This window comes from Lentzea sp. NBRC 105346, assembly GCF_030269605.1.
Lineage (GTDB): Bacteria > Actinomycetota > Actinomycetes > Mycobacteriales > Pseudonocardiaceae > Lentzea.
In genome coordinates this window covers 37,892-64,798 of the sequence record NZ_BSTQ01000011.1, presented here as the reverse complement: position 1 = coordinate 64,798, position 26,907 = coordinate 37,892, and the positions used below count along the sequence as shown (strand labels likewise).

25 protein-coding genes and 4 tRNA genes are annotated in these 26,907 nt (G+C 68.7%); 17 read left to right on the top strand and 12 right to left on the bottom strand.

Annotation, left to right across the window (positions count from 1 at the left end; genetic code table 11):
* Positions 1 to 9 precede the first annotated feature (9 nt).
* The 5 genes from QSK35_RS23180 (at position 10) to QSK35_RS23160 (ending at position 3,798) form a co-directional block, all read left to right on the top strand.
* Positions 10 to 1,959 carry an acetoacetate--CoA ligase gene (locus QSK35_RS23180; RefSeq protein ID WP_285749554.1) on the top strand — a complete coding sequence of 650 codons (1,950 nt, stop codon included), beginning with the start codon at positions 10 to 12 and terminating at the stop codon, positions 1,957 to 1,959.
* A 121-nt stretch (positions 1,960 to 2,080) separates the two neighbouring features.
* Positions 2,081 to 2,170: transfer RNA gene (locus QSK35_RS23175), tRNA-Ser, on the top strand.
* A gap of 39 nt (positions 2,171 to 2,209) precedes the next feature.
* Positions 2,210 to 2,282, top strand: a tRNA-Arg gene (locus QSK35_RS23170).
* A gap of 784 nt (positions 2,283 to 3,066) precedes the next feature.
* Entirely contained in the window at positions 3,067 to 3,318 is a 252-nt protein-coding gene (locus QSK35_RS23165; protein WP_285749553.1) for a hypothetical protein, read from the top strand.
* 141 nt (positions 3,319 to 3,459) lie between these two features.
* Positions 3,460 to 3,798: a hypothetical protein gene (locus QSK35_RS23160; protein ID WP_285749552.1), complete on the top strand. Its 339-nt coding sequence runs from the start codon at positions 3,460 to 3,462 to the stop codon at positions 3,796 to 3,798.
* Here the strand turns inward: QSK35_RS23160 and QSK35_RS23155 are convergent.
* Together QSK35_RS23155 and QSK35_RS23150 are read right to left on the bottom strand one after the other, a co-directional pair.
* Positions 3,795 to 4,496 (bottom strand): aminotransferase class IV, encoded by a 702-nt coding sequence (locus QSK35_RS23155; RefSeq protein ID WP_285749551.1) that lies wholly within the window; start codon positions 4,494 to 4,496, stop codon positions 3,795 to 3,797. The genes QSK35_RS23160 and QSK35_RS23155 overlap by 4 nt on opposite strands.
* Positions 4,489 to 5,298, bottom strand: coding sequence for a serine hydrolase domain-containing protein (locus QSK35_RS23150; protein WP_285749550.1), 810 nt, complete (start codon positions 5,296 to 5,298; stop codon positions 4,489 to 4,491). The genes QSK35_RS23155 and QSK35_RS23150 overlap by 8 nt, the downstream gene beginning before the upstream one ends.
* 23 nt (positions 5,299 to 5,321) lie before the next feature.
* On the opposite strand from QSK35_RS23150, the gene QSK35_RS23145 reads away from it, so the two are divergent.
* Positions 5,322 to 6,224, top strand: coding sequence for a ribonuclease Z (locus QSK35_RS23145; protein WP_285749549.1), 903 nt, complete (start codon positions 5,322 to 5,324; stop codon positions 6,222 to 6,224).
* Here QSK35_RS23145 and QSK35_RS23140 read toward each other — a convergent pair.
* Positions 6,184 to 7,029, bottom strand: a complete 846-nt coding sequence (locus tag QSK35_RS23140) for an NAD-dependent epimerase/dehydratase family protein (protein WP_285749548.1) — start codon at positions 7,027 to 7,029, stop codon at positions 6,184 to 6,186. The genes QSK35_RS23145 and QSK35_RS23140 overlap by 41 nt on opposite strands.
* Positions 7,030 to 7,095: 66 nt before the next feature.
* Between QSK35_RS23140 and QSK35_RS23135 the strand changes: the two genes are divergently transcribed.
* Positions 7,096 to 7,293, top strand: coding sequence for a hypothetical protein (locus QSK35_RS23135; protein ID WP_285749547.1), 198 nt, complete (start codon positions 7,096 to 7,098; stop codon positions 7,291 to 7,293).
* A gap of 158 nt (positions 7,294 to 7,451) precedes the next feature.
* The gene (locus QSK35_RS23130; RefSeq protein ID WP_285749546.1) at positions 7,452 to 8,879 is read left to right on the top strand and encodes an ATP-grasp domain-containing protein; all 1,428 of its coding nucleotides are present in this window, start codon (positions 7,452 to 7,454) and stop codon (positions 8,877 to 8,879) included.
* Here the strand turns inward: QSK35_RS23130 and QSK35_RS23125 are convergent.
* Positions 8,869 to 9,666: a hypothetical protein gene (locus QSK35_RS23125; RefSeq protein WP_285749545.1), complete on the bottom strand. Its 798-nt coding sequence runs from the start codon at positions 9,664 to 9,666 to the stop codon at positions 8,869 to 8,871. The two genes, QSK35_RS23130 and QSK35_RS23125, sit on opposite strands and share 11 nt — an antisense overlap.
* A gap of 62 nt (positions 9,667 to 9,728) precedes the next feature.
* Between QSK35_RS23125 and QSK35_RS23120 the strand changes: the two genes are divergently transcribed.
* The 3 genes from QSK35_RS23120 (at position 9,729) to QSK35_RS23110 (ending at position 12,917) form a co-directional block, all read left to right on the top strand.
* The gene (locus QSK35_RS23120) at positions 9,729 to 10,934 is read left to right on the top strand and encodes a DNA cytosine methyltransferase (protein WP_285749544.1); all 1,206 of its coding nucleotides are present in this window, start codon (positions 9,729 to 9,731) and stop codon (positions 10,932 to 10,934) included.
* Between the two features lie 194 nt (positions 10,935 to 11,128).
* Positions 11,129 to 11,395, top strand: a complete 267-nt coding sequence (locus tag QSK35_RS23115) for a hypothetical protein (RefSeq protein WP_285749543.1) — start codon at positions 11,129 to 11,131, stop codon at positions 11,393 to 11,395.
* A gap of 352 nt (positions 11,396 to 11,747) precedes the next feature.
* Entirely contained in the window at positions 11,748 to 12,917 is a 1,170-nt protein-coding gene (locus tag QSK35_RS23110) for a Cys-Gln thioester bond-forming surface protein (RefSeq protein ID WP_285749542.1), read from the top strand.
* 63 nt (positions 12,918 to 12,980) lie between these two features.
* Here QSK35_RS23110 and QSK35_RS23105 read toward each other — a convergent pair whose 3' ends face one another.
* Positions 12,981 to 14,312, bottom strand: a complete 1,332-nt coding sequence (locus QSK35_RS23105) for a BNR-4 repeat-containing protein (protein ID WP_285749541.1) — start codon at positions 14,310 to 14,312, stop codon at positions 12,981 to 12,983.
* A 145-nt stretch (positions 14,313 to 14,457) separates the two neighbouring features.
* On the opposite strand from QSK35_RS23105, the gene QSK35_RS23100 reads away from it, so the two are divergent.
* Positions 14,458 to 14,631: an Rv0909 family putative TA system antitoxin gene (locus QSK35_RS23100; RefSeq protein ID WP_285749540.1), complete on the top strand. Its 174-nt coding sequence runs from the start codon at positions 14,458 to 14,460 to the stop codon at positions 14,629 to 14,631.
* Positions 14,632 to 14,714: 83 nt separating this feature from the next.
* The gene (locus QSK35_RS23095; RefSeq protein WP_285749539.1) at positions 14,715 to 15,275 is read left to right on the top strand and encodes a putative glycolipid-binding domain-containing protein; all 561 of its coding nucleotides are present in this window, start codon (positions 14,715 to 14,717) and stop codon (positions 15,273 to 15,275) included.
* Between the two features lie 4 nt (positions 15,276 to 15,279).
* Here QSK35_RS23095 and QSK35_RS23090 read toward each other — a convergent pair whose 3' ends face one another.
* Genes QSK35_RS23090 through QSK35_RS23070 form a run of 5 tightly spaced genes read right to left on the bottom strand, consistent with a single transcriptional unit; the run spans position 15,280 to position 22,054 of the window.
* Positions 15,280 to 16,464 carry a thiolase family protein gene (locus QSK35_RS23090; RefSeq protein WP_285749538.1) on the bottom strand — a complete coding sequence of 395 codons (1,185 nt, stop codon included), beginning with the start codon at positions 16,462 to 16,464 and terminating at the stop codon, positions 15,280 to 15,282.
* An 18-nt stretch (positions 16,465 to 16,482) separates the two neighbouring features.
* Positions 16,483 to 18,219 (bottom strand): hypothetical protein, encoded by a 1,737-nt coding sequence (locus QSK35_RS23085; protein ID WP_285749537.1) that lies wholly within the window; start codon positions 18,217 to 18,219, stop codon positions 16,483 to 16,485.
* A 9-nt stretch (positions 18,220 to 18,228) separates the two neighbouring features.
* Complete coding sequence (locus tag QSK35_RS23080) at positions 18,229 to 19,872, bottom strand: fibronectin type III domain-containing protein (RefSeq protein ID WP_285749535.1); 1,644 nt, start codon at positions 19,870 to 19,872, stop codon at positions 18,229 to 18,231.
* A gap of 9 nt (positions 19,873 to 19,881) precedes the next feature.
* Positions 19,882 to 20,823: a prephenate dehydrogenase gene (locus QSK35_RS23075; protein WP_285749772.1), complete on the bottom strand. Its 942-nt coding sequence runs from the start codon at positions 20,821 to 20,823 to the stop codon at positions 19,882 to 19,884.
* 16 nt (positions 20,824 to 20,839) lie between these two features.
* Positions 20,840 to 22,054: a M20 metallopeptidase family protein gene (locus QSK35_RS23070; RefSeq protein ID WP_285749533.1), complete on the bottom strand. Its 1,215-nt coding sequence runs from the start codon at positions 22,052 to 22,054 to the stop codon at positions 20,840 to 20,842.
* Between the two features lie 78 nt (positions 22,055 to 22,132).
* Between QSK35_RS23070 and QSK35_RS23065 the strand changes: the two genes are divergently transcribed.
* From QSK35_RS23065 to QSK35_RS23050, 4 genes are all read left to right on the top strand, one after another.
* A complete protein-coding gene (locus QSK35_RS23065) occupies positions 22,133 to 22,621 on the top strand; it encodes a tRNA adenosine deaminase-associated protein (RefSeq protein ID WP_285749532.1) in 489 nt (162 codons plus the stop codon).
* Positions 22,622 to 22,632: 11 nt separating this feature from the next.
* Positions 22,633 to 23,070 (top strand): nucleoside deaminase, encoded by a 438-nt coding sequence (locus tag QSK35_RS23060; protein WP_285749771.1) that lies wholly within the window; start codon positions 22,633 to 22,635, stop codon positions 23,068 to 23,070.
* 32 nt (positions 23,071 to 23,102) lie between these two features.
* A tRNA-Ser gene (locus tag QSK35_RS23055) sits at positions 23,103 to 23,187 on the top strand.
* A 253-nt stretch (positions 23,188 to 23,440) separates the two neighbouring features.
* Entirely contained in the window at positions 23,441 to 25,891 is a 2,451-nt protein-coding gene (locus QSK35_RS23050) for a DUF8508 domain-containing protein (protein WP_352244142.1), read from the top strand.
* Here QSK35_RS23050 and QSK35_RS23045 read toward each other — a convergent pair.
* Positions 25,888 to 26,544 (bottom strand): GOLPH3/VPS74 family protein, encoded by a 657-nt coding sequence (locus QSK35_RS23045; protein ID WP_285749531.1) that lies wholly within the window; start codon positions 26,542 to 26,544, stop codon positions 25,888 to 25,890. The two genes, QSK35_RS23050 and QSK35_RS23045, sit on opposite strands and share 4 nt — an antisense overlap.
* 113 nt (positions 26,545 to 26,657) lie before the next feature.
* Positions 26,658 to 26,742: transfer RNA gene (locus QSK35_RS23040), tRNA-Ser, on the bottom strand.
* Between the last annotated feature and the right edge of the window lie 165 nt (positions 26,743 to 26,907).

The following is a 26,907-nucleotide window of genomic DNA, read 5'->3' as shown; positions in this document are numbered from 1 at the left end:
AACTGGAGCATGACCGACACCGGCGTCGAACTGCTCTGGCAACCCGATCCCTCGCGGGACAACGCGATGACCGCGTTCCGGTCGTGGCTACGCACGGAGCGTGGCCACGACTTCCCGTCCTTCGACGAGCTCTGGGAGTGGTCGACGACCGACCTGGAGGGGTTCTGGAGCGCCGTCGCCGCGTACTTCGACGTGCGGTTCCACACGCCGCCTTCGCAGGTGCTCGGATCGACCGAGATGCCGGGCGCCACATGGTTCCCCGACTCGACGCTGAACTACGCCGAGCACGCCCTGCGGTCCGGCGCCGACTCCGACCTGGCGGTGATCTTCCACCGCGAGGACGGCCTGACCCGCCACCTGACGTTCGGCGCGCTGCGCTCCCAGGTGGCCGCGTTCCGAGCGGCGCTGGTGTCCCTGGGCGTCGGTAAGGGTGACCGCGTAGCCGCTCTCGTCCCGAACTCACCGGAGGCCCTGGTCGCCTTCCTGGCGGCCGCGTCACTGGGCGCGACGTGGTCGTCGTGCTCCCCGGACTTCGGCGCCCGCGCGGTCGCCGACCGGTTCACCCAGATCACGCCGACCGTGTTCATCGCGGTCTCCGGCTACGTCTACAACGGCCGCTCGTTCGACACGCGCCCGGTGGTCGAGGAGATCCGTTCGCAGATCCCTTCGCTGCGTGCTGTTGTTTTGATCGACTATCTGGACAACGGCGCCGCGTTGCCCGACACGGTGTCGTGGGACTCGTTGCTCGCTTCGTTCGCCGACGCCCCGCTCGAGTTCACGCCGGTGCCGTTCGACCACCCGCTGTGGATCCTGTACTCGTCCGGCACGACGGGCCTGCCGAAGGGCATCGTGCAGGGCCACGGCGGCATCGTGCTTGAGCACCTGAAGATGCTCGGCCTGCACAGCGACCTCGGTCCGGGCGACCGCTTCTTCTGGTTCACCACGACCGGCTGGATGATGTGGAACTTCCTGGTGTCCGGCCTGCTGGTCGGCACCACCATCGTCCTGTTCGACGGCAGCCCGGCGTACCCGGACCTGAACACGTTGTGGCACTTGGCCGAACAGCACCGCGTGACGTACTTCGGCACCTCCGCGCCGTACGTGCAGTCGTGCCTGAAGGAGGGCCTGACGCCCTCGTCGCGCTACGACCTGACCGGGCTCCGCGTAGTCGGCTCCACCGGCGCACCGCTGACCCCGGAGGGCTTCCGCTGGATCGCCGCGGCCGTGGGCAAGGACGTCCAGATCGCCTCGGTCTCCGGCGGCACCGACCTGTGCACCGCCTTCGTGGCCGCGTCCCCGGACCGCCCGGTATGGCTGGGCGAACTGTCCTGCCGCGCCCTAGGTGCCGCCGTCTTCGCTTATGACGAAGCGGGTTCGCCGGTCGTAGAACAGGTAGGCGAGTTGGTGATCACCAAGCCGATGCCGTCCATGCCGATCTTCTTTTGGGGCGACGCCGACGGCTCACGCCTACGCGAGGCCTACTTCGAGACATACCCCGGAATCTGGCGCCACGGCGACTGGATCCGCATCACCAAACGCGGCTCGGCCGTCATCTACGGCCGCAGCGACTCGACCCTGAACCGCGGCGGCGTCCGCATGGGCACCTCCGAGTTCTACCGCGTAGTCGAGGGCATCGAGGGCATCGAGGACTCCCTCGTGATCGACACGTCGGGCGCCACGGAAGGCGAACTGCTCTGCTTCGTGGTCCTGTCTTCCGGCGTGGCACTGGCGGATGTCGAACCCCAACTCCGGACATCCCTGCGCCAGAACCTCTCGCCGCGCCACGTCCCCAACCGCTTCATCGTCGTGAGTGAGATTCCTCGCACCCTCAACGGCAAGAAGTGCGAGGTCCCCGTGAAGAAGATCCTCGCCGGCGTGTCCCCGGACCGCGCGGTCTCGCGCGATGCCCTCCGCAACCCCGAGTCCCTGCGCCCGTTCGTCGATCTTGCCGCGCACTGATCGTTCGTTGATCGATCGTTGATCGACAGCCCCCTGAGCAGCGCGAACAGCGCTGCGAGGGGGGCGTTTTGCTTATCGGTTGAGGACCTGTGTAATCTATGCGTCGTGGCCGAGGGCCCCGGGAGGCTTCGCCTAGTCTGGTCTATGGCGCCGCACTGCTAATGCGGTTTGGGGTAACCCCCCATCCCGGGTTCAAATCCCGGAGCCTCCGCTAGACCCGAACTCCGGTTCGGTTACAATTGAAAAGTATGCGCTCGTAGCTCAACGGATAGAGCATCTGACTACGGATCAGAAGGTTGCAGGTTCGAATCCTGCCGAGCGCGCTCGATCGCTGAGAGAGCCCTGTTCGCGAAATGCGCGAACAGGGCTCTCTCGTTGTGTTTTGTGGGGGCCAAGCCCCCACACCCCAGCCGGGGCTCCGCCCCCGGACCCCCGGCCGGCTCGCCTTCGGCATTGCAGACGTGTACAGGTCCGCTGACCGATGACCGATCACTTAGCGCAGCCGGTCCGTTACGGCTGAGCGCTGCGTGGGCTCGACCTGTCGACCGTGCTTGTTGCGACCTTCCTTTGCGGTTGTACAGCGTTGTTTGTTCAGTGCGAAACGCCGAAGCCTGACAACGAAGCTCCTGATAGACATGTGGTTGAGGGTGAGGTTGACCGGGTGGCAGGGGGTTTGTGATGTTTGCGAGCGAGTGGAGCGGTGCGCCAGCCTGAGGGGCGCATCACCAGGGGGGCGGCGTGGGGGACGTCGCCCCCTTTTTCGTTTGCGTAGCAATCAATGCGCTTTCGTGCATGCTCGAACCATTTGAGATAAATGAAGATTCGACGACTACGGTTCGTGTTCCCATCCCGATAGGCCACCCCATTGTGTGATCTAAAGATTTCCGGCCGAGCGATAAGTGCCAGGTCAAGCGGTGACTACTCGATCGCGAAACTAAGGCTCTCGGGTTAGCGGTTGCTCCGGTAGCTTGACGTCCATTTGGGTGATCAGTAATCTTCGCGGCGTCGAATTCTCGACAACGCCTCGGAAATTGAGGCAAAGCCTGTCTTTCTTCTCGCGCAGTCGACGACTGTGCGATTTCGATGATTTATGCGGAGTGTTATCTAATGAAGCGCAAGGCATTTGCTGCTGTCCTGGCCGGTGCGGCCGCCACCCTCGCCGGCGCGGTTCCCGCGTTCGCCGCGCCCGTCGACATGCCGGCCGTTCCCGGTGCGAACGGGGACGTGGCGGCGCTGTGCGACCTCGGTACGTACGGCGACGCGACCGAGCTGTGCGACCCGATGACCGCCACCGACGCGGGCAAGTACCTCGACATGGGTACTTACGGCGACTACGGCTCCGCGCTGAACCTCGGCTGATTTTCTGCGAGAGGTGGGCCCGCGTGTCGGACACACACGCGGGCCCACCTCACCAATCGTACGGGGGTGACCGCGGGCACTTCGGGGGCTCAGCGGTCACGTCCCTTGGCCTCTGCGCGCCGCAACCGCGAAGATCGACCTGTGGACAAGGTGGAGATCATGCAGCGGGCGCTCGGGGTGCTGATGCTCACGTACGACTACGAGGCCACCGAGGCGAGCGACGACCTGCGCACCGCGCTCAAGGTTCTGCAGCAGGGCGTGTTCAGCTACGACGTCGAACTCGAGAAGCCGCCGTCGCCGGAGACCGAGGCGGTGGTGAAGCAGGCGCTCGACCAGGTGTTGTCGCAGTTCGCCTGGTTCACGGCCGGCTTCATGTTCGCGTTCCGCGGCGTCGTGCAGGCGTACGAGAACGACTGTCCGGACGCCGATGTGAAGGAAGTTCTGCGGCATCTCGCCATACAGCTGGCGGAACGCGACTAAATCGGATCCCAGGGAACGGAATCGTAGGCCTCGGTCAGTTCCTTCATCCGGCGTTCGTCGGCCTCGAACGAATGCGAATCGATCGCCGTCACCGGTGACACGCCCGAGGAATTCGTCACGAACGCCCCGGAGAACCGGCCGATGTCGCTCAACGACACGACTTCGCGTCGCGACGGCACCAAAGGCTCCAGGAGTTGCATCGTCGTGCCGTTCAACTGCGGCGCCGACGGCCACACCACGAAATCGCCGTCGAAGAACCCGACGTTGGCGATCGTCGTCTCGGTCACCGCACCCGACGGCGCGACCAGCAGCGCGTCGTCGAAGCCGGCCTGTTCCGCGAGCTTGCCGAAGTGGATCTGCGCGAACATCCCGACGTGCTTGATGTGTGCGAACGGCCGCGCGTGCTGGACGCTCATCAGGCGGCGCGGGCCGCGTGGGTCACGCGGGGGACGAAGCGTCACCAGGATCGACGGTGTGACTCCCGCGATCGTCACCCGCACCGTCGCGTCGGCCGTGGAACCGAGCGCGCGCAACACGTAAGGACGCACGTCGGGCAGGGAGACGCCGTAGAGCTCCTCGGTGGCTGAAGCGAGCCGCGCGAGGTGTAGCGCCAGCCCCTGAACCCGGCCGCCACGCACCTGCATCGACGTGAAGTGCCCGTAGTTGATCAATAGGTCCGCAAAAGAAGCCTCACGCATCGAGTTCCCCCAGCACTGCGTCGGAGAAGGGCGTCCACGCCTCGATCGCCCACGGCCCGAAGGCCCGGTCGGTCAACGCGACACAAGCCACCTCAGCAGCCGGATCCACCCAGAGGAAAGTGCCCGTCTGGCCGAAGTGACCGAACGTGCGCGGCGAGTTGCGCAGCCCGGTCCAGTGCGGCGACTTCTCCGCACGGATCTCGAACCCGAGGCCCCAGTCGTTCGGCCGCTGGTGCCCGTAGCCCGGCAGCACCCCGGACAGGCCCGGGAAGACCACGGAGGTCGCCTCGGAGACCAGCGCGGCCGACACCAGCCGCGGCGCCTGCAGTTCGCCGGCGAACCGGACCAGGTCCGAAACGCAGGACTCGGCGCCCGCGGCCGGGCTGCCGGCCAGGCGCGTGGACGTCATGCCCAACGGCGCGAAGACGGCTTCCTCGACGTACGACGCGAACTTGATGTCGCAGGCCTGCTCGACGTGCGACGCCATCGCCTCGAAACCCGCGTTGGAGTAGATCCGGCGCGTACCGGGCGGCGCCTGCACGGCAAAAGAATCGAACGCGAGCCCGGAGGTGTGCGAGATCAGGTGCCGCAGCGTGGCGGGCCCGGCCGGGTCGTCCCACTCGACCGCGCCCTCCTCGACCGCGACCAGCACGGCGTACGCGGTCAGCAGCTTGGTCACCGACGCCAGCGGGAACACGCGCGACTGGTCGCCGAAGGACCCCAGCACCGAACCGGACGCGGCCACGACGGCCACCGCCACGTTGTCCACCGGCCACGACTCCGCCACGCGCACGCTCTGCATGGGACAGACGTTAACGTTCGGATGTGACCGTCCGGGAACTGATCGTCCTCGGGACCTCCAGCCAGGTGCCGACGCGCAGCCGCAACCACAACGGCTATCTGCTGCGGTGGGACGGCGAGGGCTTCCTGTTCGACCCCGGCGACGGCACGCAGCGCCAGCTCCTGCGCTCCGGCGCCGCCGCGAGCGACATCACGCGCCTGTGCATCACGCACTTCCACGGCGACCACTGCCTGGGCGTGCCGGGCATCGTGCAACGGCTGTCGCTCGACAAGGTCCAGCACACCGTGCACGCGCACTTTCCCCGCTCCGGCAGCCACTTCTTCGAACGGCTCCGCTACGCCAGCGCCTTCTACGACGCCGTCGACATCAAGGAGGAGCCCGTCGACGGGAACGGCGTGATCGCGTCCGGCAGGTTCGGCACGCTCGAGGCGCACCGGCTGGACCACGGCCTGGAGAGCTTCGGCTACCGGCTCGTCGAACCCGACGGGCGCCGCATCCTGCCGGCCAAACTCGCCGAGCACGGCATCAGCGGACCGCGCGTCGCCACCCTGCAGAGGGAAGGCGTGCTCGACGGCGTGACGCTCGAAGAGGTGAGCGAACCGAGGTACGGCCAGAAGTTCGCGTTCGTCATGGACACGCGGATGTGCGACGGCGTCTACGAGCTCGCCGACCACGCCGACCTGCTGGTGATCGAGTCGACCTACCTGCACCGGGACGTGCAGCTCGCGGGCGACCACGGTCATCTCACGGCCCGGCAGGCCGCCCGCGCCGCGCAGGAGAGCGGCGTGCGCACGCTCGTGCTGACCCACTTCTCGCAGCGCTACGACAATCCGCGCGAGTTCTACGACGAGGCCAGAGGCGTGTTCGACGGCGACATCGTGGTGGCTAACGACCTCGACCGGGTCCCGGTCCCCAAGCGTCGCTGACGAACCGGTCCAGCGACGAGTGCTCCGGCCGCCACCCCAACGCACGCAACCGGGACGTGTCGGCACGCACCTCCGGCGCCTCACCGGGATGCGCGGGCCGCCACGTCACGTCGACCACCCGCCCGGTGACCCGCTCGACCGCCGAGAGGACGTCCCGCACCGACGCCGGGCACGCGCCGACGTTGTAGACGGCCGACGATCCGGCCTCGCTGTGCTCCAACGTCACGACGACGGCCCGCGCGATGTCGCGCACGTGCACGAAGTCCCGGACGGCGCTTCCGTCGCCGTACACCGGGAAATCGGCCACCCGGCCAAGCACCGAACCCACCGCCCGAGTGATCACCCGATCGGTGTTGGTGTCGTCGCCGCCGGCCGCGTTGAAGATCCTCAGCACGGCGCCGCCGATGCGTCCCGACGACGCGGTCCAAGTGACCAGGTCCTCGGCCGCCGCCTTGGAGGCGGCGTAGGGCGACAGCGGGGCGCGGGGTGCGGACTCGGAGATGGGCTGAGCTGCGGGGGCGCCGTAGACGGCCGCCGTCGAGGCCAGCACGAACCGCTGGCCGTCGAGGTGCGAGAGCAGGTTCAGCGTGCCCGCGACGTTGACGTCGTAGTACCGCAGCGGCTGTTCGAACGACTCCCGCACGTTGCCCAGCGCGGCCAGGTGGACGACGGCGTCGACGCCGGTCGCGTCGAACGGTTCGTGTAGCCGCTGACCAGGACAGATCACGTCGTGACCGGAAAACCGCAGCTCAGGGACCACGGCTCGGCCGAGGTACCCCGTGGCGCCCGTCACGAGAACTCGCATGAATTGACCCTAAAGGTCGACGGGAACTACGCCGATAACACACGAGTGAGTTACCCCCATCGCGCTGTGCACACGAGCATCGCAGGCCTCCTGCACGACCACGCTGTGCACGAGTACAAGCGGCAGGAGTTCCTCCGTCACGTCGCCGACATCGTCGGCGCGGCTCCCATGCCCGCGGCCGAGGTGACCCAGCTGCCGGTCTCGTCGTTCCGCTCGTACCTGAACGGTGTCGATCAGGTCCTGAGGGACGCCGCGCGCGCCTGATCCACTTCACGTCCGGCCCATGATCGTGACCGGACGGCAACCTTCATCCGGCTGTTGCCGGACCGTGCTTCGCCACACATACCGGGTGCATCTACGCTACGCGTCACCCGGCGCTCGCCGGTCTCCTCCATCGCTTCTCACAAAGCGGGTTCTCGGCGATGACTCATGTTCTGGCAGCGCTCAACGAGCGCCTCGGCAGGTTGTTCGGTGATCGGCTGGTCGTGCTGGCCGGCGGCACGCGTTTGGCCAAGCGGGCGCAGGAACTCCATGCGCTCGGCGCCCGCCATACGCTCGTGCTCGATACCGACGATCATGCGCCGCTGCATGACTCCGAGATCGCCCGCTGGGTGTCGCTGGGCATCAAGGGCGGCTTCGTCGCCGTCGAGCAGCGCCGGCTGGGCAAGCTGCTGACCAAGCCGGGCGCGAACGTGCGCGCGATCATGCGGGACTTCGACGCGAACCGCGAAGCCGTCGTGATCAGCACGCCGTACAACGAGATCCCGAGGTTCATGGGCCGGCCGGTCCTCAACGCACGCAAGCGCGAGTGGGTCGAGCTGGAGAACAAGACCACGATCGACGCGCTGTGGGACGAGCTGTCCGCGCCGCGTGCGGACGCGATGGTCTTCGACCTCGACTTCGAGGCGCTGTGGGGCGCCAGCGAGCTGATGGACCGCGGCGCCGGCGTCGTGTGGTCCGGCGACGGCCCGGCGATCAACGGCGGTGCGAACTTCGTGCGCCGCGTCCGCAACCGCGACGAGGCGCTCGACGCGTTCACCGTGCTGCAGCCGAAGTGCGAGCAGGTACGTGTGATGCCGTTCCTGGAAGGGATTCCGGTGAGCGTGCATGGCATCGTCTTCCCGGACGGCACGGCCGTGCTGCGCCCCATCGAGATGGTCGTGCCACGCCGTCAGGGCCAGGCCAAGTTCCTCTACGCGGGCTGCGCGTCCTACTACGACCCGCCCCTGTGGATCCGCGACCAGATGCGCAACCTGGCCCGCCGCGTCGGTGAGCACCTGCGCGACTCCGTCGGCTACCGCGGCACGTTCACCCTCGACGGCATCGCCACCGAGGACGGCTTCCTGCCCACCGAGATCAACACCCGCTACGGCGGCGCGATGTCGTGCTTCGAGGACGCCCTGCCGTCGTTGCCGCTCGCGCTCGTCCAGGTCGCCCTGGTCGCCGGGTGGGACCTCGGCATCTCGTCGATGCAGTTCGAGGAGATGCTGCTGCAGGCCGCCGACGCGACGCGGGCCGGCTCCGTGGGCGCGAACGTGCGTGCGGTCCAGCCGACCGAGAAGACCGAGCGCGAGGTCGTGTTCAACGGCTGGTCGTGCCGGTTCGCGCACGGCGACGAGCCGTCGCACGCCACGCTGCGGCTGGCCCCGTCGCCCATCGGCGCACGGCTGGAGCTCGACCTGCACCGCGAGACGATGGAGCACGGCCGGCCGGTCGTGCCGCTGACCGTCGCCGCGTTCGCGCTGGCGGACCAGGAGTGGGGCACGGGCCTCGGCCCGCTGGAGCCCGCCGTCGCGGTCGAAGAGGTTCAGCAGGTCGAGGTCGTGGCCGCCGAGGCCGTCATCGCGTGAACGACGATTCGCCCTCGTCGTCGCCGTACGCGGCGATGAGGGCGAACCGGTAGCCGATCTTGGCCACCGTCACCTCGTGCGGCTGGTTCGCCGGCCGCGCCGTGGTCTCGTAGTCCTTCAGCACCTTCGGGTGCCCCTGCGCGATGCCCAGCAGCAGGAGATCCGGTGTCTCCTGCTTGCGCAGCAGGTGCAGGGCGACCTCGGCGGCCTCGCGCAGCATGTTGTCGTCGCACTCGTTGGCGGCCTCCTGCATGAGGCCGTCGACGTACGAGGGGCACTTGTCCGCCACGGAGCAGACGAGCGCGACGACGCACGCGGCGTTCTCCTGGGCCAGCGCCTCGAAGATCCTCGGTGCGCCCGTCGCCACGGCGTGGCGCGTCTGGGTGATCCAGTCCGGGGCGGTGCGCGGCAGCTCGCGGCCGACGGAGTTCCAGCGCCGCCGGGTCCGCTTGCCGTCCTCGGTGAAGCCCTTGTCCGCCAACGCCATCGCGGCGAGCAGGAAGATCACGCGGTCGCGCACGTGGGCCGCGACCTTGTACGAGGCGCCGAGCTCGACGAGGAACGGGACGGCGTAGGTGCTCGCCTCGGACACCGTGTCGTCGGTCAGGAGTCTGCCGGTCAGCTCGGCGAGGGCGCGCTCCCGTGCGTCGTACTCGGGGGCGACGAGGGCGCGCAGCAACGCGTCGAGTCCCTCGGCGCTTCCCCGGCCGTCGGAGAGCTCGTCCCACGGGATCCTGTCGAGTCCACGCAACGGATCAGGCCGTTGCCACGCACGCGGCAGCTCCATACAGGTGAACGCTACGGGATGTCCCGCCCGAGGGTCGGTTGGCGCAGCCGTACGATCACGCCGTGTCCTTCACGGTGGCCGACATCTTCTCGGGAGCCGGCGGCATGAGTCTCGGCTTCCACGCCCACCGTGACTTCCGGGTCGTCGGTGCGGCCGACGCCCAGATCGGCAAGCCGTCGTCGCGGCTCGGTTCGTTGCGCTGCAACGACACCTACCAGGCCAACATCGGCGTGAACCCGCTCGAGGTCGACCTCGCGAAGGTCTCGCCCGCGGCGATCCGCGAGGTGTGGGGACTCAAGCGGGGGCAGCTCGACGTGCTGCTCGCCTGCCCGCCGTGCTCGGGCTTCAGCCGGATCACCGCGGCGAACCACCTCCGCGACGACCCGCGCAACTCGCTCGTCGGCCGCATCGCCGCGTACGTCGAGGAACTGCGGCCGAAGGTCATGCTGCTGGAGAACGCGCGGGAGCTCGTGAAGGGCAAGCAGCGGCACCACTTCGTGGGGCTCGCCGACGAGCTCACCCGGATCGGTTACGTGGTCTCCGGCGACACGCACATGTTCTCCCGCTTCGGGTTGCCGCAGCTGCGTGAGCGCTCCCTCGTGATCGCGGTCGACGCCGGCCTGCCGTTGCTGACCATGGACGACCTGTGGGCCGGTCGCGAGGTCCGCAAGGCCGCGGTAACCGTGCGCCGCGCGATCGGCAGGCTGCCCGCGGTCGGTGCGGGGGAGGCGCACCCCGAGGACGAGATCCACGTGTCCCCGACGTTCAAGCAGGGCCGCACGATGGAACGGATGCGGGCGATCCCCGCCGACGGCGGCTCGTGGGCGGACCTGTTGAAGTCGCCCGACACCGAGCAGCTGCTCAACCCCGCGCAGCTCAAGATCGTCGAAGCCGGCCGCTGGGGTTCACACCCGGACGTCTACGGGCGCATGTGGTGGGACGAACCCGCGCGCACGATCAAGCGCGAGTGCTCGCACGTCGGCAACGGCAGATATGCGCACCCGGATCAGGACCGTCTCTGCACTGTCCGGGAAATGGCCCTGCTGCAGGGATTTCCGCGATCGTTCCGATTCGACGTGTCAATACTCGGCAACGCTTATCGGCATGTCGGCGACGCGGTTCCGCCGCTGATCGCCCATCAGCTCGCGGCGCTCGTGAAATGGATCTTGACCGGACAACGCCCGGCGGCCCGTGATCTTTGTCTTCGTGGAACTTCCCTGCGTCCTGGGGACATCAGGCCGGTAGAGGTGGCCGAACTGGTCGCCTGAACTCGATCAGGTGTTAGCCGATCCTGTGATCGTTCACTGGGTCGAGTGATCGACATCCCTCGATTCGGTGATAGCGCGTGTCTATGGTTGCGGGCGTTCCAATAGGCCGATGAAATCTCCGCATCCCAGCCGGCTGCACGGAAATCCATCTCGTGCACGGATTTTTGCTGGGACCTTTGAAGGAGAAATCCGCAATGCGCAAGTCGCTCATTGGCGCGCTCGCTCCCCTCGCCGCCATGGCCGGCCTCGTCGGCGCCGGCACCGCTCAGGCCGACACTCCGGACCAGGCCCCCACCCTCCAGGAGCTCAACGAGCAGTGGAACGAGGGTGGCGCGGCCATCGGCGGCGGTGCCGCTCAGATGGTGTCCGCCGCGTGGCTGGGCATCCCGGACTCGGTCCTCGTGTACGGCGGCGGCCCGACCGGCCTGCACGACGTCGAGTACGTCAACGGCGAGGGCTGATCTCGCAATTCTCTCCCGTACATGCCTTCGGGGGTACGGGCCTGCAAGGGGCGGTGGACCACTGGTCCGCCGCCCCTTTCGTATGTCCACATGTAACTGTTCGGCAACGACTTAAATCCGTTGACTGTGAACGACATGGCCCGGCCATGTCCATTGTGGACGAATGCGTCTCATTTGTGCTGGTGTAGCTAAGCGTGCGCGAAGGGTGACCCTCGCCCGATCAGGTGTAACTCGATCGGATAACGTGCCGTCGCTTCCTGTCGGTTCTGTGTCGGTCAGTGGGGTTCCGACCGTCCGATCAGGTCACGACTTTCTCACGCGTTCGGGCTAACTTCAGCGAGCAAGGAGACCCATGGCTTCCCGTCTGCGGATCGGTGCAGCCCTCGTCGGCGCATCGGTCGCTCTCACTTTCTCTGCACTGCCCGCCTCGGCAGATGTCATCGTGAAGCCCGACCACAGCGCGGGCCAGGGTGGTCTTGACGTTTACCTGCAGGGTTTCGGCGACAAGAAGTTCGACACCAGCCTGATCGGCCTCAAGGTCATCGACCAGGAGACGACGAAGGTCAAGGCGTACTGCGTCGAGCTGCCCACGCCGCTGAAGGGCAACAAGGGCCTGCGTGAGGTGCCGTGGGACAAGCACCCGAACCCGTCCTCGAAGTTCCCGCAGAACAGCGGCAAGATCCTCTGGATCCTCACCCACTCCTACCCGCAGAAGCCGGTCAAGGAGCTGCGTGAGGGCCTGAGCGAGCAGGAGGCCATCGCCGCCACGCAGGCCGCGATCTGGCACTTCAGCGACGAGGCCAAGCTCAACCCCGACAAGACGGGCAACGACGACGTCGTCAAGTGGTACGAGTACCTCGTCGAGAACGCGAAGGACGAGGCGCCGCAGCCGAAGCCGACCCTCAAGGTCGAGCCGGAGTCCAAGGAAGGCAAGGCCGGCGAGCAGATCGGCCCGTTCACCGTCACCACGACGGCGGACCAGGTGAAGGTCAAGGGCAAGCTGCCCAAGGGCGTCACCATCACCGACAAGGACGGCAAGCCGCTCGAGAACGTCAACGCCGAGGAGCTCAAGGCTCAGGGCACGGGCGACAAGGTCTCCGAGTTCTTCGTGAACGTCCCCAAGGACGCCCCGGCCGGTGAGGCGAAGTTCTCCCTCGAGGTGAACGCCGAGCTCAAGGCCGGTCGCCTGTTCGTGCAGAGCGACGCGGGTGACGAGAACAAGACGCAGTCGCTGGTCGTCGCCGCGCCGACCAAGGTCGCCGTGGACGCCGAGGCCAAGGCCAAGTGGGTCGCCGCGCCCGTCGTGACGCAGCCGTCCACGCCGGAGACCACCACCACGACCCCGACCCCGACCACCACGACGACCACGAAGCCGGCTCCGGCTCCGGGTGGCAGCGGCAACGACGACGACCTGGCCAGCACGGGTGCGTCGATCGCGTGGCCGCTCGGCATCGGTGTCGCGCTGCTCGCCGCCGGTGGTGCCGCGCTGTTCTTCCTGCGCCGCAAGAAGTCTTCGGTCTGAATCATCCGACTGAAGTAGTGAACGCCCCTGAGCCCGCGCCGGCTCAGGGGCGTTCTTTTCGTACTACCGCCTGGAAATACCGGCGACGGTGATGTCGCCGTCGGCGATCGCCACGTTCCGGTCACTTGAAGCGCCGGAGAACAACGCCCGCACGGGGTCGCGGAAGTTGTCGATGATCTCCACTCGCTGCACGGGTTTCGCCGTCGGGATCACCGCCTCGGGCGTCCACTTGCCACACTTCACGAGGTACGTGTTCACGTTCGGCTTGCCGTCCTCGGTGGCGTAGACGCGCCACGTGAACGGGTCGAGCTGCTCCATGTCCCTGGTGCGCAGGCCGCGGGCGACCTCCTTCGTCTCCCAGGTGCGACCGTTCCAAGTGGACATGTAGTTGTGCAGCGGGCCCTTGGCGTCGTCACCGGTGAACCACAACAGGAACGGCCGCTGCCCGAGCGTCGTGCCGACGAGCTGGATGTAGTCCGGCGACTTCACGCCGTTCGGCAGCGTCAGCGGCGTCTCCGCGACCTTGAGGTGGTTCTCCTGGTCCGCGTCGTCGATCTGCGTGCCCAGGTCGCGGCCCGTGACGGAGTAGAAGTGCAGGTTCCGCGGGTCGAACCAGGTGTAGTAGATGTTGCGGTGGTACCGGTCGTGCAGGTGGCCCTCGGTGCCGCCGCCGGCCAGCGTGTAGACGATCCGCACCCGGCCGTTGCGCTCCTGCCGCAGCTGGCCGATGTAGATCTCGTTCATGTTGTCGGCGCGCTTGACCGAGCCGATCGCCCAGTTGTCGCCGGTGATCTCCTTGGAGCTCTTCCAGGTCTTCCCGCTGTCCTTGGAGACCATGTAGAGCATCGGCCGGTCGTCGACCTGCGCGCCGGGGATCTGGATGTCGCGGGACGTCTCGCGGTAGAAGACGAAGATCGTGCCGTCTCTCGTGACGAACGGCATCGGGTACGTCGCGGCGTTCTTCGAGACGAGCGTCTCCTCCCACACGCCTTCGGCCGAGTGGGCCTGTGGCGAGCGGGACATCCGCAGTTCGACGTTGTGCATGCCCCGGAAGACGAGCAGGTGCCCGTCGGGCGCCTGGATCATCGTCGGGTAGTTGTGCGAGTCGGAGTCACCGTCACCGACGCGCACGGGCGTGGACCACTTGGCCGACCGGTGGTCGTACGACTGGACGTAGTTGTCCTCGTACTGCCCGGCCCAGGAGATGAAGGTCTTGCGGGCTTTCCCGTCGTACAGGCCGCCCGCGACCGGACGGCGGTCGCTGCGGGCGGCGACGTTCGTCGCGACCGTGGTAGTCGTGAACTTCGCTGCACCAGGGGTGGCGTCCGCTGGAGAAGTGATGACGAACGGCAACAGCAACAGCGCGGGAACGAGCCCGCGCACGAGCCGTGACATGTGGCGTTCCTCCTGGTTCTGGCCGCGTGCAGCGGCCGACCAGGCGGCGGCGCGGCCATCATCACCGGCGTCGAGCCGAGTTGTCCAGGCGGCTGTAGCGTGACTTCGGGTCCGGTACCCTGCGACGAGAGTGCGAGGGAGCACCATGAACTTCGACGAGATCAAGAACAAGGCCATGGACCTGGCCGAGGAACACCACGAGAAGGTGGACCAGGGCGTGGACGCCGCGGCCAAGTTCGCTGCGGAGAAGTTCGGGCATGAAGAGCAGATCGAGTCGGTAGCCGACAAGATCAAGGACATTCTTCCGGGTGGCGAGTGAACTCCTCCAACACGGCTGAGCGGGTCACCCCAGGAGAGACCCGCTCTCCTTCTGCGCAGAGCTCGACTTCTCGGCGGCCAGAGATGGTGACCTGGCAGGGCTACAACGAGCCTCGGTTGGAGCAGGTGCGCATCCTGCTTTCGCCGGACCAGCGCCTGCGAGCGTCCGGCCGGCTCGTCGCCGCCGGTCCCAGCGAGCAGTTCAGCGCCTCGTTCGAGCTCGCCGTCGGTGAGGGCGGCCAGGTCAAGCGGGTGCTGCTGCGCACCGCGACCGTCGAGGAGGAGCGGCAGGTCTCCGTGGCCCGCTCCGACGACGGCGCGTGGCTCGTCGACCACGGCAAGGGTGCCGAGCGGCACGCCTTCGACGGTGCGCTCGACGTGGACGTGCAGTTCTCCGTGCTGTTCAACGCCATCCCGATCCGGCGGCTCGGGCTGCACCGCGAGTCCGGCGAGCACGACCTGCCCGTCGTGAAGGTGTCGCTGCCCGACCTGACGGTCGAGGCCGTGCGGCAGACCTACCGGACCGTGTCCGTCGGCGACGCCGAGTCCGTCGTCCGGTTCGAGAGCGGCGACTTCGCGCAGGACATCACGGTCGACGCCAACGGCGTCGTCCGCGACTACCCCGAGATCTCGTACCGGATCTAGGCGCTCACACGCGCACCGCGACCGCGACTCCCTGACCGACGCCGACGCAGGCGGCGGCGATCCCGAGTCCGCCGCCACGGGCCCGCAGGTGCCGGGCGACGTCCACGATCACGCGCGGCATCGAGGCGCCGAGCGGGTGCCCGTACGCGATGGCACCGCCGTGCACGTTGACCTTCTCCCGATCCACTTCGGGCAGATGGTGCAGAACGGACAGTGCCATGGCGGCGAACGCCTCGTTGATCTCCCAGAGATCGACGTCCTCCGCCTGGATCCGCAACCGCTTCAACAGCTTCCGAATCGCGGACACGGGCGCCAGCGTGAACCGATGCGGCTCCTCGGCGGTGACCGCGGACCCGACCACCTCGGCCAGCGGCGTGATCCCCAGCTCGGCCGCCACGGCCTCGGTTCCCATCAGCAACGCGGCAGCGCCGTCGTTCAGCGGCGACGCGTTGCCCGCGGTCACCGGCCCGTGCTCGGAGAAGGCCGGCTTGAGCTTCCCGAGCTTCTCCAGCGAGGTCTCGGGCCGCACGGACTCGTCCCGCCGCACACACCCGCCGTCGTGCAGCTGCACGCTGAAGGCGAACCCGTCGTGCACGCCCGCGTCCCAGGCCGCGGCGGCCCGCCGGTGCGACCGCAGCGCGTAGGTGTCCATCTGTTCACGGGTGATGCCCAGCTCGACGGCGACCTGCTCGGCGGCCAGTCCCAACGGCACTGTCCACATCGAAGGCATCCGCGGGTTCACCAGCCGCCAGCCCAGAGCGGTCGACACGGTCTCCAGCCGGTCCGGGAACGGCTTGTCCGGCCGAGCCGTCACGAAGGGCGCCCGCGTCATGCCCTCCACACCACCGGCGATCAACAGGTCGGCATCACCGAAGGCCAGCGTGCGGGCGCCCTGCACGATCGCCTCACCGCCGGACGCGCACAGGCGGTTGAGCGTCACGCCGGGCACCGTCGGCGGCATGCCCGCCAGCAGCACGGCCATGCGGGCGACGTTGCGGTTCTCCTCGCCGGCGCCGTTGGTGTTGCCGAGCAGCACGTCGTCGACGCGCGCGGGATCGAGCCGGTCGTGCCTGCGGAGCAGTTCCACGATCGGCAGAGCGGCGAGGTCGTCGACCCGGATGCCCGCCAGTCCGCCGCGGTAGCGGCCGAACGGGGTCCGGGCGGCGTCGAGGATCAGCGGACGCGGCATATGTCCCATCTTGCTCGATTACCGCTTCAGCAAGAAGGACACGTACGTGGATTCCGTCGCGACCCCTGGATCGGTGCTGAACGCCCTGAGCTCGATCGTGTGCGGACTCTGCGACAACGTCGCGGTGTTGAGTGAGATCCGCCACCGGCCCGCGACGCCCGGACCGTCCGCTGTAGTGGACACGGTGGCGATCCGCGAGTCGTCCAGTCGCACGTCGAAGCCGGCCAGTCCCGAGACCGAACCGGACAGCGAGTCCAGCCGGACCTCCAGCACCAACCTGCCGCGCGGCACCGCAGCACCCTCACCCATCGGCTGACCGCTCGCGTCGAGCAGGTCCACCCGCGGCCGGGCGAGCATCTTGTCGCGGCTGCGCAGGGGATCGGTCACGGTCGGGCCCGGCGATGGTGGCCGCGCACCGGGCTCGGGGAACAGTTCGATGTCGACATGGGTCACCTGCACCCGCGTCGCGGACCTCAGCGCGGCGTTCAGCGGCGTGGGCACGCTGTCCAGGTCGGCGATCGCCTGGTACTCGACGCCCGGTTGCCATGGAGTTCCGGGCACCGCCGGTTTCAACGTCAGCTCGGCGCCGCCGATGAGGAGCTTCATCTGCGGGTCCTGTGCCTCGGCGGGAACCAGTGCGATCCGCAGCTGCCCGCCGCCCACCACGGCCGGTTTCGGCGGCGCGGGCGGTGCGGACGACGTGACCTGGACGTCGATCGGTGGGGATGGGACCAGCGTCGGGGTGTCGGTCTTGCCGCCGCGGAACCCGATGAGGTCCACACCCACGCGCGTGCTGTCACCGGCGAGCGCGGCCAACCCGACCAGCGCCGTCGCCGACTGCCACGATGGCACATAGGGAGAGGTCGCGACCGGCACGCCGTCGCGTTCCGCCCGCACGCCCCCAGGGGTGAGCACGAGCTCCCACCGCACGCTGATGCCGGGCACCGCGTGCGGCAACGACTGCGAGGAGCCGTTCGGGAACAGCTCGACCAGCGAGTTTCCGGACGCGTCCGTGGTCACCTTGAGCCGGATGGACTCGGGCGGCACCGCGTCCGACTGGATGCTCACCGGACCGGGTACCAGGTCCAGCAGCAGCTCACCGCCACCGCCGGCGGCGTCCGTCTCCACGACGAACCGGCTCTCCTCAGCGCGAACGAATGGGGTGCGCGACCGCAGCGACACCACGTTCGTCGCGCAGCTGCTGGTGATGATCAACCGGTCGTGGTCGTCGCCATCGCCGGGCGTCGCCCGTGCGCAGTCGGTGCGCTTGGCGAACCGCCAGCGCGCCGGGTCGGGCGTGTGGTCGCCGTCGAAGCGGTCGACGAACTCGTACGAGGCGTTGTCGGCGTGCGGCGTTCCCGCGGTGCTGACCGGCTGGGACCGCTGGCCGAACGCGTCGACCGCCCGGATGTCGATCTTCACCTCGCGGTCGTTGTCCAGCCCGTCCAGCTGGATCGCGGGCGGCGTGACGTAGCGGACGCGTTCACCCCAGCGCACCTCGTACCCCGGCGCGTCGCCGTCCCACGTGATCTTCAAGCGGTGGTGGCCCGACCTGGTGACCACGTTGCTCGGGGTGCGCGGCCGGTCGTGCGGCGACGGGATCAGCACGCCGTCGGCCGCGTAGGCCGTCACCGACGTGGGCGGCGGCTGCTTTGGCTGCTTCGGCGCATCATCGGACCCGGCGGTGCGCATGACCACCACACCACCGACCAGCGCCACTGCGGCGGCGACGATGACGACCCGGCGGCGGTCCACAGCTTCAAGCTAAGCCGTCGCCCGCACCTCGAACACCGCTTCGGTGGTAACGGCTTCGCCATGATCCGGTGGCAGGACGGTCAGCTTGAGCCGGTGTCCGCCCGCGGTGAAGTCGGTCGTGCGGAGCCAGATCTCGTGCCGTCCGCTCACGCCGGGGCCGTCCTCGGTGGTCGGCAACATCAGCAGGCGCTTGCCGTCGACCTCGATCTGGATCGCCTCGTGCCTGCCGTTGCCGATCTCCGCGGTGACCAGGATCCGGCCGGTCGGCGGGAACTGCGTCCCAGGCCTGACCCCGGAGTCGTGCATGATCGTGAGCTTGGGCAGCACCTTGTTCGCGGCGGGCTCGTGGTCGGGCAGCCGTGGCAGCGCGCCGGGCCGGGCGCCGGGTTTGCACACGACGACCACATAGCCGATCGCCACGGGCTGGTTCGTCCGGACGACCGCGTCCGTGCGGTTCAACGGCAGGTCCGCGGCCAGCGCGTCCTCGGTGAGTTTCTTGGTCGGGAGCGCGACGCCACCGAAGTCCACGGTGATCGGCTGGGTGTTCCGGGGGTTCGGCACGAGGATGAGTCGTGCCGACACCGCGTCCTCCAGCGCCTGCCGCGGCACCGAGCCCAGGTCGGTGCCCTCACGCAGCGGTACGACCGTGGCGGGCACCTCGCGTTCCGGCACACCGCCGAGACCGAACGAGTCGAGCATCGCCTCGCCCTCGACCATGATCCGCGGTCGCACGACGGTCCACGGCACTGCCACGGCCTCGGCCGCGACGACCACGCCGTCCCGGACGGCGACGATCGCGTCCTTCATGATCCGGACTTCCCAGCGGTGCCGTGAGTCCGGTGCGAGACCGGTCGCGGGCGCGTCGCCGAGCGCGATCAGCTTCTCGGTCGTGGGCAGCTTCGGGTCGGCCGTCAGCCGGGTGCCCTGGGACGACAGGTCCAGCGACACCGCACCGGGCGCAGGTCCCATGGGCCACGGGAGGTCCTGCAGCGGTTCGGGCAGCAACTCCAGCTGGACGTGGCTCTGCTGACCGCCCGCGGCCGTGATCATGACGCGTCCGGTCACGCCATCGGAGTCGGGGACACCCAGCCGCAACGGCTTGTTGGCCTGCAGCCCGGCGGCGCACTTGAAGTCCAGCCGTTTGCCCGTGCCGAACGGTCGCAGCCCGAGGCAGGCCGGGTCACCGAGCACGCGCCACTGCCGGGGGTCGAGGCTCTCCGGGCCGTCGAACCGGTCGATCGGCTCGATCAGCTTGTCCTTCGAGACCAGCACCTTGCGGGGGATCGCGGCCACGGTCAGCGGGTCGGACCGCCTGCCGACCGGGTTGACCGAGCGGATCTCGACCTCGGCCTCGTCATCCGGGTCGAGCCCGGTCAGCTCGGCCTCCGGAGAGGTGACCACCTGTGTGTGGTCGCCCCAGCGCACCTCGTACGCCTCGGCACTGCCGGACCAGGCGAGCTGCAGCGTGTCCGGGTCGAGCGCGGAGGCCCGCGGGTTGCCCGGCTTCTCGGGGGCGGCAGCCTCGACGAGCTCGATCGACGGGTCGACGAACCGCTCCGGCCGTTCCGGGGCCGATTCGTGCCGCAGCACGACGGCGGTCGCGACCACGATCACGAGCCCACCCGCGACGGCGGCGAGTTTCCGTCGATGCACCCGGCGACCTTACGAAATTTCCGCCTTCACGGTTGTGCCGTTCAGCGCAACGATGCGGCCTCCACGTGAGCCCAGACTGTGCAGCGCGGTGATCGCTTCGGGGGACGTGAGGTCGATCGTCAACGGAGTCCGCTCCGGCTGGTTGATCAGCTTCAGCCGGGCCTCATGACCGGCGTCGATGGTCTTCGCGAGACCTCCGGTGCTGGCCAGCGACCCGCGGGCCGCGCCGAGCCGGCCCAGCGCGTCGTCGACCGCGCCGAGCAGCGCGTCGCGGTTGCCCTCGCACATGGCGCGCACCAGCTCGGGCCGGCTGCCGGCGACCCTGGTGCCGTCGCCGAAGCTGCCCGCGGCCAGCGCGAGCGCCAGCGGTCCGCCGTCCGCGCCCACCGCGGCGAGCACCGCGGCCAGCACGTGCGGCAGGTGGCTGATCCGCGCGACGGCCGCGTCGTGCTCCTCCGGTGTCGTGGGCACGACGTGTGCGCCCGCGTCGAACGCGAGCGTGATCACGTCGATCAGCACGTCGTCGGACTGCTCGGCGGTGACCACCCAGGCGGCGTTCTGGAACAGGTCCGCGCGGCTCGCGTCCCAGCCGCTGCGCGACGTCCCCGCCATGGGGTGGCCGCCGACGAACCGGGCCTCCGGCGCGTACCGGTGCACAGCGTCGGCGACCGGCCCCTTGACGCTGGTCACGTCGGTGAGGCGGGTACCCGGCCGGACCTTGCGCAGGACGTCCGGGACCGCGGGCAGCGGGACGGCGAGCACCACGAGCGCGTCCTCCCGACGGGCTCTTTCCAGCGCCTCGTCGAGGCGGAGCACGGTGAAGCCGTCCGCCTCCGCCTTGGCCGCGTCCTCGGCCTGCGCCGCGCCCCAGACCGTCCGTCCCGCCGCCTTGGCCGCTCGCAACACCGAGCCGCCGATCAGTCCCAGTCCGACCACGCAAACGTCTCGCACGCGAGACATTCTGCTCTCACCTCAGGGCATCGAGCGCAAACGCCGCGTAGGTCGCCACCCCGTGCTCCATCGCGGCCTCGTCGAACAGCACGCGGTTGGAGTGGTTCGGCGCGGCCTCGGCCAGCTCGACGCCGCGCGGGCACGCCCCGAGGAACGCCAGCGCGCCCGGCACCTTCTGCAGCACGTAGGAGAAGTCCTCGGCGCCCATCAACGGGTCCGCCATCGGTTCCGACCAGCGGGCGCCCATCGCCGACGCGGCCAGCTCCACCACGTGCTGTCCGACCTGGTCGTCGTTCACCGTCACGGGGTAGCCGGGCACGATGCTGACCTCGGCGTGACAGCCGTGCGCGGCGGCGGTGTGCTTGCACACCTGCTTGATCTCCTTGTGGACGAGCGAGCGGGTCGCCTCGGACAGCGTCCGGATCGTGCCCTCGAGGATCGCCGTCTCCGGGATGATGTTGGTCGTTGTGCCCGCCTTGATGTGCGCGACGGTGACCACCGCGGGGGCGTGCACGCTGACCCGCCTGCCGATCATCGTCTGCAGCGCCCCGACCATCGCGGCCGCCGCGGGTACCGGGTCGAGCGCGTCGTGCGGCATGGCGCCGTGCCCGCCACGCCCCTTGATGTGCACATGGAACGTGTCGGCGCTGGCCATGATCGGTCCCGGCCGGCAGGTCACGACGCCGCTGCGCAGGGTCGAGGTGATGTGCAGCGCGAACGCCTTCTCGACCGGCCGTCCGGCGGCGTCGAGCAGACCTTCCTCGATCATGTACCGGGCGCCGTGGTGGCCCTCCTCGCCCGGTTGGAACATGAACACGACCTTGCCGTTCAGCGCGGCCCTGCGGTCCGCGAGCAGGCGCACCGTGCTGGCCAGCATCGCGACGTGCGTGTCGTGCCCGCACGCGTGCATGGACCCGTCCACTTCGGACGCGTAGGGCAGTCCGGTCGCCTCCTGCAGCGGCAACGCGTCCATGTCGCCGCGCAGCAGCACCGTCGGTCCCGGGTTGTCGCCCGCGAGCACCGCCACCACCGACGACGTGGACTTCCCCGGGATGACCTGCACCGGCAGCCCCTCGAGGGCGTGCAGGACCGAAGCCTGCGTGTTCGGCAGGTTCAGCCCCTGTTCTGGGTGCTTGTGGATCTGCCGCCGGAGCGCCACCGTGCGGGGCTGCAGCGCGCGGGCGGCCTCGAGCAGGCCGATGAACCGGGGATCCGTCATGGTTGTGCTCATGACTCGATAGTGACAGCCGCCACTCATCCGCGACCCTCTCAGCTACCGGGAAGGTCGTCCGCGCCCTACGGTGTGACCATGACGGAGCAGGAGCCGGTCAACGGCTTCGCTGTGGCGGTCGTCCGGGAGGACGGCCGCTGGCGGTGCAGCAGGATGGACAGCTCCGCGCTGTCCGAGCTGGACGCGGCGATCACCCAGTTGCGACAGCTCAGGTCGACGGGAGCCGTCTTCGGACTGCTGGCCGTCGACGACGAGTTCTTCATCATCCTGCGACCGGTCCCAGGCGGAGTCGCGCTGCTGCTGTCCGACGCGGCGGCCGCGCTGGACTACGACATCGCGGCCGACGTCCTGGACCTGCTTCGCGTCGAACCCCCCGACGAGGAGGACAACGAGCTGTGGCCCGAGGGCGACCTCGCGATCCTCGCGGACGTCGGAATGCCGCAGGGTGAGCTGCAGCTCATCGTCGACGAGGTGGACCTCTACCCGGACGAGCAACTTCAGATGATCGCGTCGCGCTGCGGGTTCGGCGACGAGTTCGTCAAGCTGCTCGACACCATTCAGGCGTGACCCCGGAGGACATGATCCGCGTGGCCCTGCGCGAGGCCGCGCGGGCTCCGGCCACCGGTGACGTGCCGATCGGTGCCGTGATCTTCTCGCCGTCCGGGTCCGTGCTGGCCTCGGCGTGCAACGCGCGTGAGGCCCTGGGTGACCCGACCGCGCATGCCGAGGTGCTGGCGATCCGTGCGGCGGCCGCTGTGTTCGGCGACGGCTGGCGGCTCGACGGCTGCACCCTCGCGGTCACGGTCGAGCCGTGCACGATGTGTGCCGGAGCCCTCGTGCTGGCGCGCCTCTCTCGTGTGATCTTCGGCGCATGGGAGCCCAAAACCGGGGCGGTGGGGTCGCTTTGGGACGTCGTACGCGACCGCAGGCTCAACCATCGGCCCGAGGTTCACGGCGGCGTGCTGGAGGAAGAGTGCGCTGAGCTGCTCGAATCCTTCTTCCGGACCCAGCGTTAAGTCGATGTACCCCGTCTTGTATTGTTCTTAGCGGTGACGTGTCCGAGCGGCCGAAGGAGCGCGCCTCGAAAGCGCGTGAGGTTCACGCCTCCGTGGGTTCAAATCCCACCGTCACCGCTCAGCAAAGAGCCCCGATCACCGTCCGGTGGTCGGGGCTCTTTCACGCTCGGAGGTCTCAAGGTCAGTCACGCCGGCCGATGCCTGGGAGGGGACCACCGGCCGGCGCCACTGCCGGACAGCATACCCCATGATCGAACACTTGTTCGAGTGATCTTTGCTGGGCCATTCGGTTAACCGTGAGTAACAACGTCTTCCGAACATCACCTGATCGGGGAAGGATGCGGCGACGCCGCTTTCCTCGGAGGACGAGTTGAGACCCACCCTGCCCAGAGTCGGCTTCGCGGTGACCGCCGCATCCGCCGTCGTTCTGGCCACCGTCGCCCCTGCAGTCGCCACACCCAGCCCCGATGCCGTGATCGCCGAGGTCTACGGCGCGGGCGGCAACAACGGCGCCACGCTCAAACAGGACTACGTCGAGCTCGCCAACCGCGGATCCGCGGCGGTCGACCTCACGGGCTGGAGCGTGCAGTACATCTCGGCGAACCCCGGCGCGACCACCACGTGGCAGGTCACGCCGCTGACGGGCCAGATCGCGCCCGGCAAGACGTTCCTCGTCGCCGAGCAGAAGGGCACGGGCGGGACCGTCGACCTGCCGGCCCCGGACGCGACCGGGAACATCGCGATGAGCGGTACCGCGGGCACCATCGCCCTGGTCAACGGCACCGCCGCGCTCACCTGCAAGACCGCCGCCGACTGCGCCGCGGACACCAAGATCAAGGACCTCATCGGCTACGGCGGCGCGACCGTCCGCGAGGGCAACGCCACCGCCGCGCTCACGCCGACGACCAGCGCGTTCCGTGCCGTCGACTTCGGTGACACCGACGACAACGCCGCTGACTTCAAGCTCGGCGAGCCCCGCCCGGTGAACTCCAAGGGTGAAGGCCCCGGCACCACCCCGCCGGATCCGACGCCGCAGCCCGGTGACAAGCGCATCCACGACATCCAGGGCGTCACGCGCTTCTCGCCGCTGTTCGGCCAGAAGGTCACCGGCGTGCCCGGCGTCGTCACCGGCACCCGTGCCACCGGCGACCGCGGGTTCTGGATCCAGGACACCGAGGCTCCCGACGCCGACCCGCGCACCAGCGAGGGCATCTTCGTCTACACCGCGGGCGCGGCCCCGACCGTCGCGGTCGGCGACAAGGTCCTCGTCAGCGGCACCGTGGCCGAGTACCGGCCGGGTGGCGACACGGCGTCGAACTCGAACCAGACGCTCACCGAGATCGCGCAGGCGACCGTCGCGACGCTGTCGAAGGGCAACCCGGTGCCGGCGCCCGTCGTGCTCGCGAACATCCCGACCGGCTACCTGCCGGACGCGGGCGGCGCGAGCATCGAGTCGCTGCCGCTGGAGCCGGGCAAGTACGGGCTGGACTACTACGAGTCTCTCGAGGGCACGCTCGTCCAGGTCAACGACGCGCGTGTTGTCGGCCCGAGCAACGCCTTCAACGAGTTGTGGATCACGGTCAACCCGGATCAGAACAAGGCGGCCCGCGGCGGCACCGTCTACACCGGATACGACCAGCCGAACAGTGGTCGCCTCAAGGTGAAGTCCACGACCCCGGTGCCCGCGTCGAACGTCGGTGACGTCTTCCAGGGCGCCACGGTCGGCGCCATCGAGTACACGAACTTCGGTGGCTACACGCTGGCGGCGTTGCAGCTCGGGCAGCACCAGTCGGGCGGCATCCAGCCGGAGGTCACGCAGCAGGGCCGCAACAGCGAGCTCTCGGTCGCGACGTACAACGTCGAGAACCTCGACCCGAGCGACCCGCAGGACAAGTTCGACCGGCTCGCCAAGGGCGTCGTGACGAGCCTGCGCAGCCCGGATGTCGTTGTGCTGGAGGAGATCCAGGACAACAACGGTGCCGTCGACGACGGCACGGTCGCCGCGGACCAGACGCTGCAGAAGTTCGTCGACTCGATCGTCGCGCAGGGCGGCCCGCGCTACGGCTGGCGGCAGATCGACCCGGCGAACAAGCAGGACGGCGGCGAGCCGGGTGGCAACATCCGCGTCGGCTTCCTGTTCAACGCCAACCGCGTGTCCTTTGTGGACCGTCCAGGTGGTGACGCCGTCACGCCTGTCTCCGTGGTGAAGAAGAACGGCCGCGCCGCGCTGTCCGTCTCGCCGGGCCGCATCGAGCCGGCGAACGTCGCGTGGGAGAACAGCCGCAAGCCGCTCGCCGGTGAGTTCAAGTTCAAGGGCCGCACGGTGTTCGTGGTCGCGAACCACTTCAACTCCAAGGGGGGCGACCAGGCGATCCACGGTCGCTACCAGCAGCCGAACCGGAGTTCGGAGGTCCAGCGCGCCAAGCAGGCGGCGACCCTGCGCGGGTTCGTCGACCAGGTCAAGGCCGTGGACCCCGGTGCGAACGTGGTCCTCGCGGGTGACCTGAACGACTACCAGTTCTCGCCCGCCGTGCGGACGTTCACCTCGGACGGCGCCATGAAGGCACTGATCGAGACGCTGCCGGTCAACGAGCGGTACAGCTACGTGTTCGAGGGCAACGCCCAGGTGCTGGACCACATCCTGATCAGCAGGAACATCACGCGGTTCGGCTACGACGTCGTCCACGTGAACGCGGAGTTCGCCGACCAGGCGAGCGACCACGACCCGCAGATCGTGCGACTGCGGCCGTCCACGGGCAACGCGCAGGTCGACGAGATCCTCTTCGCCATCGAGGACCTCGCCGACTGCCTGCGCGGCTAGCTGGACGACGCGGTCGAGGTGGACGCCACGACGGCCGCCGTGATCGAAGCGATCACGGCGGCCTGAACGGCGTCCATCGCGCCCTTCACCGCGGCGCCCGCCCAGTTGCCGCGGCTGATCTCCTTGGCGCGCGCCTTGATCGCGCGGGAGTCACCCCCGACGACCTTGTGCGCCGCCTTCATCGCGTACAGCAACGCGATCAGCGCCCCCGTGCGTTCGTCGGGCTCCTGCTGCCCGTAGAGCACGGCGCCGACCCGGTTGCGGATGTCCTGGCCGGGGTTCTCGTCGACGATCACCCAGCCGGTGCTCGGGAAGATGCCCAGGATCCTGCGCTTCTCCAGTCGCAGCACCCCGCGGTCGGCCAGCTGCCGCATGACGTTGTCGCGCACGTTCTTGCGCAGTCGTTCCACGGCCCGCTGCGGCTTCATCGCACGGTCCAACCTGGACAGTCCGTGGTACAGCAGCGGGTTGTCGAGCGGCGTGGGGTCGATGACCTCCAACCGCCTGCCGTCCGGCCCGAAGCCGACGCGGCCCGCGTTGACGAGGTCGAGCAGCACGGCGCCGCCCAGCCCGTTCTCGATCTCCGTGGACCCGGCGAGCACCCGTCCGGTCTCGCCGTCCAGCAGGAGCAGCATCAGATCTTCGGCCAACATGGATCCGACGGTAGGGCGCTCGTGATCGTCCCGCATGCCACTTCGGTCGCTCGTCGCCGCGACCAACGGATGACAAAGGCCCGGTCACCTGACGGTGCCGGGCCTCTGGTCAGCGGAGGATACGGGATTTGAACCCGTGAGGGGGTTAACCCAACACGATTTCCAGTCGTGCGCACTAGGCCGCTATGCGAATCCTCCGTCGCAGAGCCTACCCGACGGGGTCCTGGCCACCCAAAACGGGTGGTCGCAGGCGGGCGGCACGGCTGCGAGGGGTGGCGCCGCACGGCCGTTGTGACCGCCGCCTCCCCGTCGGAAAAGGTTCACACTGCGACGCACGTCTCATTCCTAATGAGATATTTGGAC

Coding starts and splice junctions, on each gene's coding strand:
- QSK35_RS23180 (WP_285749554.1), top strand. CDS start 10: ATGACCGACACCGGCGTCGAACTGCTCTGGCAACCCGATCCCTCGCGG.
- QSK35_RS23165 (WP_285749553.1), top strand. CDS start 3,067: ATGAAGCGCAAGGCATTTGCTGCTGTCCTGGCCGGTGCGGCCGCCACC.
- QSK35_RS23155 (WP_285749551.1), bottom strand. CDS start 4,496: ATGCGTGAGGCTTCTTTTGCGGACCTATTGATCAACTACGGGCACTTC.
- QSK35_RS23150 (WP_285749550.1), bottom strand. CDS start 5,298: ATGCAGAGCGTGCGCGTGGCGGAGTCGTGGCCGGTGGACAACGTGGCG.
- QSK35_RS23140 (WP_285749548.1), bottom strand. CDS start 7,029: ATGCGAGTTCTCGTGACGGGCGCCACGGGGTACCTCGGCCGAGCCGTG.
- QSK35_RS23130 (WP_285749546.1), top strand. CDS start 7,452: ATGACTCATGTTCTGGCAGCGCTCAACGAGCGCCTCGGCAGGTTGTTC.
- QSK35_RS23125 (WP_285749545.1), bottom strand. CDS start 9,666: ATGGAGCTGCCGCGTGCGTGGCAACGGCCTGATCCGTTGCGTGGACTC.
- QSK35_RS23115 (WP_285749543.1), top strand. CDS start 11,129: ATGCGCAAGTCGCTCATTGGCGCGCTCGCTCCCCTCGCCGCCATGGCC.
- QSK35_RS23110 (WP_285749542.1), top strand. CDS start 11,748: ATGGCTTCCCGTCTGCGGATCGGTGCAGCCCTCGTCGGCGCATCGGTC.
- QSK35_RS23105 (WP_285749541.1), bottom strand. CDS start 14,312: ATGTCACGGCTCGTGCGCGGGCTCGTTCCCGCGCTGTTGCTGTTGCCG.
- QSK35_RS23100 (WP_285749540.1), top strand. CDS start 14,458: ATGAACTTCGACGAGATCAAGAACAAGGCCATGGACCTGGCCGAGGAA.
- QSK35_RS23095 (WP_285749539.1), top strand. CDS start 14,715: ATGGTGACCTGGCAGGGCTACAACGAGCCTCGGTTGGAGCAGGTGCGC.
- QSK35_RS23090 (WP_285749538.1), bottom strand. CDS start 16,464: ATGCCGCGTCCGCTGATCCTCGACGCCGCCCGGACCCCGTTCGGCCGC.
- QSK35_RS23070 (WP_285749533.1), bottom strand. CDS start 22,054: ATGAGCACAACCATGACGGATCCCCGGTTCATCGGCCTGCTCGAGGCC.
- QSK35_RS23065 (WP_285749532.1), top strand. CDS start 22,133: ATGACGGAGCAGGAGCCGGTCAACGGCTTCGCTGTGGCGGTCGTCCGG.
- QSK35_RS23060 (WP_285749771.1), top strand. CDS start 22,633: ATGATCCGCGTGGCCCTGCGCGAGGCCGCGCGGGCTCCGGCCACCGGT.
- QSK35_RS23045 (WP_285749531.1), bottom strand. CDS start 26,544: ATGTTGGCCGAAGATCTGATGCTGCTCCTGCTGGACGGCGAGACCGGA.